At 67.3% G+C, this 11,719-nt stretch carries 12 protein-coding genes; 6 read left to right on the plus strand and 6 right to left on the minus strand.

Annotation, left to right across the window (positions count from 1 at the left end; genetic code table 11):
- Positions 1-51: 51 nt before the first annotated feature.
- Positions 52-939 carry a hypothetical protein gene (locus KGR00_RS10420; protein ID WP_224419768.1) on the minus strand — a complete coding sequence of 296 codons (888 nt, stop codon included), beginning with the start codon at positions 937-939 and terminating at the stop codon, positions 52-54.
- A 107-nt stretch (positions 940-1,046) separates the two neighbouring features.
- On the opposite strand from KGR00_RS10420, the gene KGR00_RS10425 reads away from it, so the two are divergent.
- A complete protein-coding gene (locus tag KGR00_RS10425; protein ID WP_224419767.1) occupies positions 1,047-1,937 on the plus strand; it encodes a LysR substrate-binding domain-containing protein in 891 nt (296 codons plus the stop codon).
- A gap of 234 nt (positions 1,938-2,171) precedes the next feature.
- Here the strand turns inward: KGR00_RS10425 and idi are convergent, their stop codons facing one another.
- Positions 2,172-2,711: an isopentenyl-diphosphate Delta-isomerase gene (gene idi, locus KGR00_RS10430; protein ID WP_224419766.1), complete on the minus strand. Its 540-nt coding sequence runs from the start codon at positions 2,709-2,711 to the stop codon at positions 2,172-2,174.
- Between the two features lie 133 nt (positions 2,712-2,844).
- On the opposite strand from idi, the gene KGR00_RS10435 reads away from it, so the two are divergent.
- Both KGR00_RS10435 and KGR00_RS10440 read left to right on the plus strand, forming a co-directional pair.
- A complete protein-coding gene (locus KGR00_RS10435; RefSeq protein WP_224419765.1) occupies positions 2,845-3,234 on the plus strand; it encodes an MAPEG family protein in 390 nt (129 codons plus the stop codon).
- A gap of 140 nt (positions 3,235-3,374) precedes the next feature.
- A complete protein-coding gene (locus KGR00_RS10440; RefSeq protein ID WP_129139574.1) occupies positions 3,375-3,794 on the plus strand; it encodes a DUF488 family protein in 420 nt (139 codons plus the stop codon).
- A 74-nt stretch (positions 3,795-3,868) separates the two neighbouring features.
- Here KGR00_RS10440 and argE read toward each other — a convergent pair whose 3' ends face one another.
- The 3 genes from argE to fadB form a co-directional block, all read right to left on the minus strand.
- Positions 3,869-5,077, minus strand: a complete 1,209-nt coding sequence (gene argE, locus KGR00_RS10445; RefSeq protein WP_224419764.1) for an acetylornithine deacetylase — start codon at positions 5,075-5,077, stop codon at positions 3,869-3,871.
- 259 nt (positions 5,078-5,336) lie between these two features.
- The gene (gene fadA, locus KGR00_RS10450) at positions 5,337-6,515 is read right to left on the minus strand and encodes an acetyl-CoA C-acyltransferase FadA (protein WP_129139572.1); all 1,179 of its coding nucleotides are present in this window, start codon (positions 6,513-6,515) and stop codon (positions 5,337-5,339) included.
- Positions 6,516-6,550: 35 nt separating this feature from the next.
- Entirely contained in the window at positions 6,551-8,722 is a 2,172-nt protein-coding gene (gene fadB / locus KGR00_RS10455; protein ID WP_224419763.1) for a fatty acid oxidation complex subunit alpha FadB, read from the minus strand.
- A gap of 218 nt (positions 8,723-8,940) precedes the next feature.
- Between fadB and KGR00_RS10460 the strand changes: the two genes are divergently transcribed.
- On the plus strand, positions 8,941-10,068 hold the full coding sequence (locus KGR00_RS10460; RefSeq protein WP_129139570.1) for a DUF5924 family protein: 1,128 nt from the start codon (positions 8,941-8,943) through the stop codon (positions 10,066-10,068).
- A gap of 83 nt (positions 10,069-10,151) precedes the next feature.
- Complete coding sequence (gene slyA / locus KGR00_RS10465) at positions 10,152-10,604, plus strand: transcriptional regulator SlyA (RefSeq protein ID WP_224419762.1); 453 nt, start codon at positions 10,152-10,154, stop codon at positions 10,602-10,604.
- 39 nt (positions 10,605-10,643) lie between these two features.
- On the opposite strand, the gene KGR00_RS10470 is transcribed toward slyA, so the two are convergent.
- Complete coding sequence (locus KGR00_RS10470) at positions 10,644-11,168, minus strand: preprotein translocase subunit YajC (protein WP_224419761.1); 525 nt, start codon at positions 11,166-11,168, stop codon at positions 10,644-10,646.
- Positions 11,169-11,255: 87 nt separating this feature from the next.
- On the opposite strand from KGR00_RS10470, the gene KGR00_RS10475 reads away from it, so the two are divergent.
- Positions 11,256-11,714: a universal stress protein gene (locus tag KGR00_RS10475; protein WP_129139567.1), complete on the plus strand. Its 459-nt coding sequence runs from the start codon at positions 11,256-11,258 to the stop codon at positions 11,712-11,714.
- The last annotated feature ends 5 nt before the right edge of the window (positions 11,715-11,719 follow it).

Here is an 11,719-nt window from a genome sequence, read left to right on the forward strand (position 1 = left end):
AGACAGACACCCGGCACGCCGCAAGACGTGCCGGGTGTCCCGGAATGGGGATCAATCGGCGAGGCTGTCGCTGCGCCGGGTGGCGCCCTCTTCGAGCAGGCGCTCGTGCACCGGTGCCATGCGCCCGAAGATGCGCTGGGCACGCTCGGGCCGGCCGACGAAGCCCGGCTCCTTGGCGTAGGCGAAGATCACGGTGTGGCGCTCGCGGTCGCCGACCACTGGGGTGACACGGTGCAGGGAGTAACGGCCGAAGAAGACCTGCAGGTCACCCGGCTGGAGAGCCAGCGACTTCAGGCGCGACCGGCCGCCGTCGAGCACCTCCTGCACACCCTCGAAGTTCTCGCCCTCGGGGCTGCGGATGCCGGGGGCGTATTCGAAGCGTCCGCCACCCTGCGACTGGCGGGTCATCATGGTGACGATGAACTCGTTGGTGTCGTAGTGCCACGGGTGCTGGCAGCCCTCGCGCAACACGTTGACCACCAGGTCGGCCAGCGGGTCGGCGTATTCGTGAATCTCGTCGACGCCCACCACGGTAGCGATGAAGCGCTGGAAGTCCGGGTTGCGATAGATCTGGCGGATGATCGTGGTCTCGTCGATCCGGTCGCCGGCGACGAAGCCGTTGGTGCGATCGTCGAAGCGGTTGCGCGGGTGCGAAGCCGGGAGGCTCGGATCGCCCGACGAGTTGTAGGGGTTGGTCTCGTTCTGGTTGTAGTGCGCCTCGGGCGAGAGCCGCTCGGTCTCGCGTTCGAGACGCGCCAGCGCCTCTTGCGGCACGAACTGCTCGAGCACCACGCAACCATCCTCGGCGAGTTGCCGGCGGCAGCGTTCGATCAGCGCCTGACCGTCAGCCTGGTCGAGCCGGGCGATGGGATACTGCGCGAGGTCGACGAGTCCGTCCAGCGACGTCTCGCGTCGTTCTGCCCCGGCGGTGGCGTGCATGGTGAAATCTCCTTTACATCGTGGTTTCACCTGGACAGCCTAGAGCCGGCAGTTTCATAATAAAAATGAATGATTAAGATATAATTAATTACGGGGTCTCATAGATCATGGATACCGACCTGCTACGCGCCTTCGTCACCGTGGCCGAGTGCGAAGGCTTCAGTGCCGCCGGGAAGATCCTCTGCCGGACCCAGTCGGCGGTCAGCCTGCAGATCAAGCGCCTCGAGGACCGCATGGGCGAGGCGCTGTTCGAGCGCACCAGTCGTAGCGTGCTGTTGACCGCGGCCGGGGGGCGGCTGTTGCCTTATGCGCGACAGATCCTCAAGTTGCAGGACGAAGCACAACGGGTAATGGGCGCCGACCGCAAGGGTCAGTCGATTCGGCTGGGCATTTCCGAGGAACAGGCCAGCGCCTACCTGCCCGGGCTGCTGCCCCAGTTCGCCGAGAGTCATCCCGACGTGCGCATCGAGATCGTCTGCGACATCAGCGCCAGCCTGGTGGAACGCTTTCAGGAAGGCCTGCTGGACGTGGTGCTGGCGATTCGCCACGCCCCGACGCACACCGGCGAGCTGCTGGGCCGCGAGCCGATGGTCTGGGTGGCCGCCGAGCACGTCGACCCCAACGGCTGGTCACGCCTGCCCCTGGCGCTGAACCCCGAGGGCTGCATCTTCCGCGCCCACGCCTTCGCCGCGCTGGGCCGGGAATCGCGTACCTGGGACGTGCGCTACACCAGCCCGTCCCCTACCGGCATCAACCTGGCCGTGCAGGCGGGCCTGGCGATGACCGTGAAGACGCCGCGCAGCGTCCCCGCCGGGTGTCGCGTCCTGGGTATCGACGAGGGCCTGCCCGAGCTGGGCCACGTGGAGATCGAGATCCACCGCAGCCCGGGGCAGATGAGCGAGGCCTTCGACAGCTTCTGCAACGCCCTGCGCGCGACGGTGACCGGCACCGACTGCGTGGAAGACGTCGGGATGTTGAGCGAGGAACCCCCCCGCTAGAGGTAGGTCCCCTGCCGATTGGTTGGCCTCTGTTGGAGCGAATTTATTCGCGATGGCGGCGGGCATTGTAGTTTCTCCGGCCATGCCGGGCGCCTGCGGCGCCAATCGGGAACGAGTTCCCTCCCACAGGAGACCCCATGCGCCAGTGGGCCATCCAGGCTGGTTTTCGCGGGAAGGATTTCATTCTCCGTAGCGGGGCCTTGACGTTTCACGCTGTCCGCGAAGAACCCAGATTTAGACCGAAGCCCGCAGGCGCTCGATTCCGGTCTCCCCGGCCCGCGCCAGATAGATACGCAACCAGGGCGTGAAGGCGTCCGGGTTCATCGCCACTTCCTCGCGCAGCGTCGTCACGTCGACCCAGCGATAGGCGTCGACTTCCTCGGGGTCGGGAGCCACCGTCGGCGCCGGCGTCGGCCAGTCGGCCGCAAAGAAATGCACGCGTTCGTTCTCCACCAGGCCACCGCCCACCTCGGCGCGATAATCCATCACGGCGGCGGGCGTCAGCGGCAGTTCCAGCCCCATCTCCTCGCGCAGCCGGCGTGCCGCGCAGGTGGCGATAGCCTCTTGCCAGTCCGGGTGGGAGCAGCAGGCATTGGCCCACTGGCCGGGCGAGTGATACTTGCCCGGGGCGCGGCGTTGCAGCAGGGTCTGCCCGCCGCGGAAGACGAACACGGAAATCGCCAGATGCGGCAGGGCCCGACGGTGTGCCTCGAGCTTGCCGACGGGATAGACGTCTCCGCGTTCATCGATGGCGGTGATGAGTCGCTCGCTCAAGGGTAGCCTCCCGCTTAGTCCGTGAGGCGCCAGTGTAAACCACCCGCGTGCGACAAGCCCCGTGACTGGCCGGCAACGCCTGCGATGACTAAGCTCGGGGCTCGGCAATCGCAACGCAAGCAAGGAGGCTCGAATGACCGTACTGCTGGGGTGCCTGCTGGTGGTGGCACTGATTCCCTACGCCCTCGCCATGCTCGGCGGGATCTGCCGTCGCCGTCAGTTGGGCAGCTTCGACAATCACTACCCGCGCGCCCAGTATGCCGAGATCACCGGGCTGGGCGCCCGCCTGTGGGCCGCCCAGCAGAACGCCTGGGAGGCGCTGATCCTCTTTACCGCGGCGGTCGCGGCCGCGCTGCTGGCCGGCGTTCAGGGCGCCGTGGCCGAGGGCGCCGCCCTGCTGTTCGTGGTGGCCCGGCTGCTGCATGCCCTGTGCTACGCCGCCGACTGGGCGACGGCCCGCTCGCTGGTGTTCATCGTCGGCTTTCTCGCCGCCATGGCCCTGTTCGCCCTGGCGCTATCGTGAATGGCGACTCACCGCAAGAACCCCCAGCGAAGGGCAACCTTGCGCTAGGATGGGAGAACAACGACGCAAGAGGCGGCCAACGCCCGATAACGACGAGCCTGGGTACGCCGGGGCGGGAACCGTAAAGCAAGGAGGCCTGCATGGGATACGACATTCGCCTCAAGCGAATCTACGCTGACGCCGATACGGAGGACGGCGCGAGGGTGCTGGTCGACCGGCTGTGGCCACGCGGCAAGCGCCGCGAATCGCTGCAACTCACCGACTGGTACCGTGACGCCTCGCCCTCCAACACCCTGCGGCGGCAGAAGCATCAGGGCGAGATCAGCGACGCGGTCTTCGCCCGGCGCTATCGCTGGGAGATCCAGGATGCGCCGGACTGCCTGCTGCCGTTGATGCGCTGGGCCCGGGAGGGTCGGCTGACCCTGCTCAGTGCCGCGCGGGATCTCGACGACTCGCACCTGCCGATCCTTCGCGACATGGTGAGCGAGGCCCTGGAACACGAGGACGACGCCAGCCGGGATTCACCGAGTTCGTCGCCCTGCTACGCCAGCCATCGATAGGTATACGGTCCCGCGAAAAAGACGACACCCGTCACGAGTGTCGCCTTGTCGTTCGGGGCGGGCCGTGCGCCGAATCACGCGGGCGCGGGCCGCGGGAACTCGCCCACTGCCAGACGATGGGCCTCGGGGCCGGCCAGCGTCGCCGCCAGCCGCGCCAGGAAGCGCTCGCAGCGGGCCAGCTGGTCGCGGGTCACGAATTCATCGGGCTGATGGCCCTGGTCCATGCTGCCGGGCCCGCAGACCAGCGTCGGAATCCCCAGCTCGCGCTGGAACAGCCCGCCTTCGGTGCCGTAACCGATGCGCGTCAGGGCCCGGTCGTCGAGCAGCGCCATGATGAAGTCCACCAGGGCATGGTCGTCGGCCATCGACAGTCCCGGGTAATCGCCGAGCCGTTCCAGGCGAATGTTCGCCTCCGGCGCGGTCTCGGCCATTTCGGTTTCCAGCGTGGCGGCGACGGCCATCAAGCTGTCGAGCAGCGCCTCGGGGTCGTCGGCGGGGACGTTGCGGATCTCGATGTCCAGTTGGCAGTCCTGCGGCACGATATTGAGCGCCGCCCCGCCCTGGATGGTGCCGACCTGCAAGGTGGTGTGGGGCACCGCAAAGCGCGCGTCGAAGGGGCCCTCGCTCGCCTTGGTTGCGGCCGTCTGCTCGACCCAACCGATCAGGCGGGCAGCGGCGTGGATGGCATTGACGCCCTGGGGCGCCATGCCGGAATGACAGGCCTTGCCTCGCACATGCAGGCGCACCGCCAGTTTCCCCTTGTGGGCGGTGGCCGGCCGCATGGACGTCGGTTCACCGACCAGGCAGGCGACCGGCAGCACCGGCTGCTGAGCCAGGTCCGCCAGCAGCGTGCGCACGCCCAGGCACCCCACCTCTTCGTCATGGGAGAACGCCAGGTGCACCGGCACCGCCAGTTCGGTCGCCACCAGCGTGGGGACGGCGGCCAGCACGGCGGCCAGGAACCCTTTCATGTCGGCCGTGCCGCGACCGAACAGGCGCTCGCCCTCGACGCTCAAGCGAAACGGGTCGAAGCGCCACTGCTGGCCGGTCACCGGCACGGTATCGGTGTGCCCGGAGAGCATCACGCCGGGACGATCCGCGGGGCCGATGGTGGCATAGAGATTGGCCTTTTCCCCGCTCGCGTCGGGCACGCGGCGTGACGCCACGCCGTGACGGGCCAGGTAATCCTCGATGAAGGCGATCAGCGCCAGGTTGGAACGCTGGCTGGTGGTGTCGAAGGCCACCAGGTCGGCAAGCAGCTCGACGACGGTGTCTCGGGCCATGATATCCCCTCGAACGCGGTCAGGATGGGCATCGCCCGGCACTGTCGGACGACCGTGCGCGGGGTGCGAGGCGTCGGCGCTCGTCTCCCGGCACCCCGGCGTTGGGTGACGACCATCATAGAAGGCGCGCCCGGGTCGTTAAATGATAGTTATCGACGCCAGAGGATCAGAAAAACCGATTCAAGGCCGCCCCACGAACGCCAACGGCGCCCCGCGGGGCGCCGTTGGTGGTCTGGCTGGCTAGACAGGCCGCAGCGGATTACTTCAAGCGCTCGAAGACCGTCGCCACGCCCTGGCCCATGCCGATGCACATGGTCGCCAGGCCCAGGGTGGTGTCCTGCTGACGCATGACGTTGAGCAGCGTGGTGCAGATACGCGCCCCGGAACAGCCCAGCGGGTGGCCCAGCGCGATCGCCCCGCCGTGCAGGTTGACCGCCTCGTCGAGCCGGTCGATCAGCTTGAGATCCTTGAGCACCGGCAGCGACTGGGCGGCGAAGGCCTCGTTGAGTTCGACGGTCTGGATGTCCTCGATCTTCAGCCCCGCCGCCTTGAGCGCCTTCTTGGTGGCGGGCACCGGGCCGTAGCCCATGATCGAGGCGTCGCAACCGGCCACGCCGGTCGAAACCACCCGCGCCAGCGGCTCCAGCCCCAGCGCCTGGGCGCGTTCGTAGCTCATCACCGCCAGGCCGGCCGCGCCCACCGACAGCGCCGAGGAGGTCCCCGCGGTCACGGTGCCGCTGCGCGGATCGAAGGCCGGCTTGAGCTTGGCCATGTCGTCGAGGTTGGCGTCGGTGCGCACCACCTCGTCGCGATCCACCCGGCAGCGGAAGCCGTCGGCGTCGTGGCCCTCGACACCGATGATCTCGTCGTCGAAGTAGCCCTTCTCGTTGGCGGCGAGCGCGCGCTGGTGGGAGCGCACGCCGAACTTGTCCTGCTCCTCGCGGGTGATGCCGTGCATCTTGCCCAGCAGTTCGGCGGTCAGGCCCATCATCATCGCCGCCTTGGCGGCGTACTTGCTGGCCGCCGGGTTGACGTCGACGCCGTGGGTCATGGGCACGTGTTCCATGTGCTCGACGCCGCCGATGATGTAGAAGTCGCCCATGCCCGCGCGGATGTTGGCGCTGGCGATGTGCAGGGCGCTCATCGACGACCCGCACAACCGGTTGACGGTCTGCGCCGGCACGCTGCGCGGAATGCCGGTCATGATCGCGGCGTTGCGGGCGATGTTCATCGCCTGCTCGAGGGTCTGGTTGACGCAGCCCCAGATCACGTCGTCGACCTCGGCGGGGTCGAGCCGGTCGTTGCGATCGAACAGCGCCTGCATCACCGCCGCCGACAGGTTCTCGGCGCGAACGTGACGGAAGGCACCGTTCTTGGCCTTGGCCATGGCGGTACGCACGGCGTCGACCACCACGATATCCCTGGGATTCAAACTCATCGTTGCTCTCCTGAAAATCGGATCCGAAGTGGTGGTCAGGCCGAGGCGTCGGCCGGGTCGGCGTAGAAACGCTCGCCCTTCTCGGCCATGTCGCGCAGGCGCTGGGTGGGCCGATACAGGGCGCCGAGTTCATCGGCGAGACGGTCGGCCAGGGCCACGAACTCGGCGAGTCCGGTGGCGTCGATGTAGCGCAGCGCGCCGCCCCGGAACGGCGGGAAGCCGATGCCGTAGATCAGCGCCATGTCCGCCTCGGCGGGGCTGCCGACGATGTCGTCTTCCAGGCAACGCACCGTTTCCAGGCACAACGGCACCATCAATCGGGCGATGATCTCGTCGTCGCCGAATTCCTGCTTGCCCGTGGCGTGCTCGGCGACCAGCGAGCGGGCCGCGTCGTCGGAGACCTTCCTGGGCTTGCCCTTCCTGTCCTCTTCGTAGCGATAGAAGCCGCGGCCGTTCTTCTGGCCCAGCCGGTCGTTGTCGACCATCACCTTGATCACGCTCTCGCCGTCCTGGGCCATCCGCTCCGGGAAGCCCTCGGCCATCACCTCGCTGGCGTGCAGGGCGGTGTCCATGCCCACCACGTCGAGCAGGTACGCCGGACCCATCGGCCAGCCGAACTTCTCCATCACCTTGTCGACGCGTTCATAGTCGGCGCCCTGCTCGACCAGCTTGGTGAAGCCGCCGAAATAGGGGAACAGCACGCGGTTGACCAGAAAGCCCGGGCAGTCGTTGACCACGATCGGCGTCTTGCCCATCTTGCGGGCATAGGCGACCGTCGCCGCCACCGCCGCGTCCGAGGTCTTCTCGCCGCGAATCACCTCGACCAGCGGCATGCGGTGCACCGGATTGAAGAAGTGCATGCCGCAGAAGTTCTCGGGGCGCGTCAGGTTCTGCGCCAGCCGCGATATCGAGATGGTCGAGGTGTTGCTCGCCAGGACGGTGTTCTCGCCGACGGCCTGTTCCGCCTCGGCAAGCACCGCGCCCTTGATCTTGGGATTCTCGACCACCGCCTCGACCACCAGGTCGACGTCACCGAAGTCGCCGTAGGAGAGCGTCGGGCGGATGTTGGCCAGCCGCTCGCCCATGCCATCGGCATCCAGCTTGCCGCGCTCGACCTGCTTGGAGAGCAGCTTGCGTGCCTCCTTCAGGCCCAGCTGGATCGCCTCCTCCTTGATGTCCTTCATCAGGATCGGCGTGCCCTTGTAGGCGCTCTGGTAGGCGATGCCGCCGCCCATGATCCCGGCACCCAGCACCGCGGTACGTTCCACCGCGGCGGCCTGCTTCTCGTAGGCCCCCGCCCGCTTCTTGACCGCCTGGTCGTTGAGGAACAGCCCCACCAGGTTGAAGCAGACATCGGTGAGCGCCAGCTTGGCGAAGGCCTTGGCCTCGATCGCCTGGGCCCGCTCGCGGCTCTCGCCGGCGCCCTTCTGGATCACCTTGATCGCCTCGATCGGCGCCGGATAGTGCGGCCCCGCCTTGCCCGCCACGTAGCCCTTGGCGGTCTCGAAGGCCATCATCTGCTCGATGGCGTTGAGCTTGAGCGGCTCGGTCTTCTCGGCGCGCCGGGCGCGATGGTCGAGTTCGCCGCGATTGGCGCGGGCGAGGATGTCGCGCGCCGCCGCCTCGAGCCGTTCGCCGGGGACCACGGCATCCACCGCGCCGATCTTCAGTGCCGCCTCGGCGTCGTTCTGGCTGCCGGCGGCGATCCACTCGATGGCATTGTCGGCGCCGGTGATGCGCGGCAGGCGGACACAGCCGCCCCAGCCCGGCAGGATGCCCAGCTTGGTCTCGGGCAGGCCGACCTGCGCCGAGTCGGCCATGACCCGGAAATCGGTGGTCAGGGTGATCTCGAAACCGCCGCCCAGCGCCAGCCCGTTGATGGCGGTGACGGTGGGGAACGCCAGGTCCTCGATACGGTTGAACAGCGCATGAACCCGCTGGTTCATGTCGACCAGATAGTCCTCGCCCTTGGCGAACAGGCCATGGAACTCGGTGATGTCGGCACCGACGATGAAGGCCGGCTTGGCGCTGGCGATCACCAGGCCCTTGAGCCCTTCGTCGGCCTCGATGGCCGTCACGGCCTCCTGCAGCTCGCCGATGACGCCGCTGGATAGCTTGTTGACCGACTCGTCGGCCAGGTCGAAGGTCAGCGTGGCGATGCCATCGCTGTCTTTGGCCACCGTGAGGGCACTGCCTTGGTAGATCATGGACCTATCTCCACGGGTTGGAGGGGAACGGTATTCATACAAGCGTTTGAATACGGCTAGCTTGAGCCAAGCCCGGCCACGCCGTCAAGCACGGATCGCGGATTTCATCGCGGCCGGATCACGGCGAGAGTGTAGCGATCCGGCGACTCCCGCCGCTTCCCGACACCTGTTAGCATGCGCTGCGTCCTGGCCCCGGAGACTGCAGTGAGACTTCATCGATGACGACCGCCACTTTTTCGCGGCTGCTGCGCCTGCAACGCGTCACCGAACGGGTCGTAAAGCGGCTGCGCCCCTACGCCTGGCTATGGCCGCCGCTGGCTTTCCTGATCGGCGCGTTGAGCTTCTTTCTGGTCGATCGTCAGCAGTCGCTCGGCGCCCTGCTGGCGCTGGGGCTGCTGGTCGCCTGGATCCTGCTGCTCTCCGAGAGCATGATAGGCCGTCTTCTGGCACGTCGCGGCTACCCGACGCTGCCACGCGGCGTGACCACCTTCATCGCCCAGATGATCCATCAGGAGACGCTGTTCTTCACCCTGCCGTTCCTGCTGGCGACCACGGTCTGGGCCAGCGGCCAGGCGTTTTTCACCCTGGCGATGATCGCCTGCGGGATCGTATCGATCCTCGACCCGCTCTACTTCCATCTGGCCGAACGCCACCGCTGGCTGTACTTCGGCTTTCACGCGCTGTGCGTGTTCCTGGTGATCCTGGTCACCCTGCCGATCATGCTCCAGTTGACCACCGGCGAGACGCTGCTGCTGGCGGTGCTGGCGACCATGGTCTTCAGCCTGCCCAGCCTGATCCATCTGCTGCGTCCCAAGGGGCTGTTGCGGTGGCTGGCGATGATCGGCCTGGCCATGCTGCTGGGTGGCGCCGCCTGGGCGGGGCGTGCCTGGATCCCGCCGGCGACGCTGTGGATCACCGGCAGCGCCCTGTCGCCGGGCTTCGACACCGGGCAGCGTCGGCCCGAGGGCAGCCTGACACTGACCCAATCCGCCCTCCAGGCCCAGGGGCTGTATGCCTATACCGCGATTCGCGCCCCCCGGGGGCTGCGCGAGAAGATCTATCACGTCTGGCGCCACGAGGGCGAGGTGATCGATCGCATTCCGCTGATCATTCACGGCGGCCGCGACAAGGGCTATCGTGCCTGGACCCACAAGCAGCACTTCCCCGGCGATTCCGCCGGTGACTGGCGTATCGACGTGATGACCGCCACCGGCCAGCGGCTCGGCGTCATGCATTTTCGTGTCGCCACCTCGCCCCAGGGCGCCGAACGGGCCGATGGCGCCATCCGTCCGCCGCCCGGGATCCCGGGTCTTGACGTTCGTCAGCTTTTGCCCGGCGGCGATTGATTCATGCACCGTGCAGGGGGTTGCAATGCACGGTGGTTCACGGACAATCTAGGATGATATTAGCCTGCGAAACGACAACTCCAATGCCTGAGACTATCGGATTCAAGCTCACACGCCTGCCTCGCCTCTGGCGCGCCATCCTCGATGAACGCCTGGCGCCGCTCGACCTCACCCAGACCCGCTGGGTGACGCTCTACCATCTATGGCAGATGGGCGACGGCCAGCCCCAGTGCGACCTGGCTCGCGCCATTGGCGTCGAGGCACCGTCGCTGGTGCGCACGCTCGACCAGTTGACCGACCAGGGGTTGATCGAACGCCGCCCCTGCGCCAGCGATCGACGCACCAAGCGCGTCTACCTGACACCCCAGGCGACGCCGCTGCTGGAAAAGATCGATGCCATCGCCAGCCAGGCGCGCACCGAGATTTTCGCCGGCATCAGCGAGGAGGAACTCGCCACGCTGGACGACCTGCTCTCGCGCATCGAGAAGAACGGCCTGCGCCTGCAGACACGGACACCCGATCACGACGACTGCTGACCGCCCGGCGGCGGGGCCTGTTGGCCCCGCCAGCCTCTTTCAGGGCGGCGGCGCCGGCCCGCCACAGCGAGGCGCGTCGCCCTCCAGCGCATCGCGCAGCCCGGCGATCGCCGGCTCGTGATGGGCGAACTGTGTCGCGTTCCATGATTCCCTCCACCAGACCCAGAGCTGATCGCGGGTCGACTCCAGCACCAGCGCATCCCCCGGCAACGCAGCCAGCACGGCCTCGAAGGCATGACGGGCCGATTCGTCCATCGGCCGCAGCGGTTCGATGCGCCAGCGCCAGCCGTGGGCGCAGGGCTTGAGCGCCTCGCTGGCGTGAGCATCGCGCACCGCGACGAAGCGCGGCCCCGGGCGGGTCTGCGGGTAGCGCCAGCGATAGGCCACCAGCCCGCTCGATTCGTGCAGCGGCGCCTTGCCGAAATCCACGCTCACCCCTGCCTCGCGCGCGGCCCGGCGCAGGTCGATCAGCCGCCGATCCCGCGGCGAGGGACGCAGCCACAGGACCGGCGAGAGGATCGCCAGGATGGTGAAGGCCAGAACCAGCCAGAATGTCATCGACATGTCCTAAAACGTTGATATGGATCGTTGTGAAGCGCAAAACCACGCCTTAGAGTGAAGGCATGTTTCGTCGAAAGGGAGGGCTTTCCCATGAGCAGTGAATACCATCACGTCCTGGTGGCCGTGGACCTCACCAAGGATTCCACCCGGGTCCTGGAGCGCGCGATCCCCATTGCCCGCCGCAACCATGCCAAGCTGTCCATCATCCATACGCTGGAGCCCCTGGGTTTCGCCTACGGCGGCGACATCCCCATGGACCTGACCAGCATCCAGGACCAGCTGGATGATCATGCCAAGCAGCGCCTGGCGGAGATCGCCGACCCCCACGACGTCCCCCGCGAGGATCAGCACGTCGTGGTCGGCATGCCGGACACCGAGATTCACCGCTTCTCCAAGGAGAACGACGTCGACCTGATCGTGGTCGGCTCCCACGGCCGTCACGGCTTCGCCCTGCTGCTGGGCTCGACCTCCACCGGCGTGCTGCACGGCGCCGAGTGCGACGTGCTGGCGGTACGCGTCGGCAAGGACGGCGAAACCACCGCCGAGTAACGCCG

It is taken from the genome of Modicisalibacter sp. MOD 31.J (genome assembly GCF_020147985.1).
GTDB lineage: Bacteria > Pseudomonadota > Gammaproteobacteria > Pseudomonadales > Halomonadaceae > Modicisalibacter > Modicisalibacter coralii.

Excerpts from the sequence above, each read along its gene's own strand:
- KGR00_RS10420 (WP_224419768.1), bottom strand. The coding sequence starts at position 939 with ATGCACGCCACCGCCGGGGCAGAACGACGCGAGACGTCGCTGGACGGA.
- KGR00_RS10425 (WP_224419767.1), top strand. The coding sequence starts at position 1,047 with ATGGATACCGACCTGCTACGCGCCTTCGTCACCGTGGCCGAGTGCGAA.
- KGR00_RS10435 (WP_224419765.1), top strand. The coding sequence starts at position 2,845 with ATGACCGTACTGCTGGGGTGCCTGCTGGTGGTGGCACTGATTCCCTAC.
- KGR00_RS10440 (WP_129139574.1), top strand. The coding sequence starts at position 3,375 with ATGGGATACGACATTCGCCTCAAGCGAATCTACGCTGACGCCGATACG.
- argE (WP_224419764.1), bottom strand. The coding sequence starts at position 5,077 with ATGGCCCGAGACACCGTCGTCGAGCTGCTTGCCGACCTGGTGGCCTTC.
- fadA (WP_129139572.1), bottom strand. The coding sequence starts at position 6,515 with ATGAGTTTGAATCCCAGGGATATCGTGGTGGTCGACGCCGTGCGTACC.
- fadB (WP_224419763.1), bottom strand. The coding sequence starts at position 8,722 with ATGATCTACCAAGGCAGTGCCCTCACGGTGGCCAAAGACAGCGATGGC.
- KGR00_RS10460 (WP_129139570.1), top strand. The coding sequence starts at position 8,941 with ATGACGACCGCCACTTTTTCGCGGCTGCTGCGCCTGCAACGCGTCACC.
- slyA (WP_224419762.1), top strand. The coding sequence starts at position 10,152 with ATGCCTGAGACTATCGGATTCAAGCTCACACGCCTGCCTCGCCTCTGG.
- KGR00_RS10470 (WP_224419761.1), bottom strand. The coding sequence starts at position 11,168 with ATGTCGATGACATTCTGGCTGGTTCTGGCCTTCACCATCCTGGCGATC.
- KGR00_RS10475 (WP_129139567.1), top strand. The coding sequence starts at position 11,256 with ATGAGCAGTGAATACCATCACGTCCTGGTGGCCGTGGACCTCACCAAG.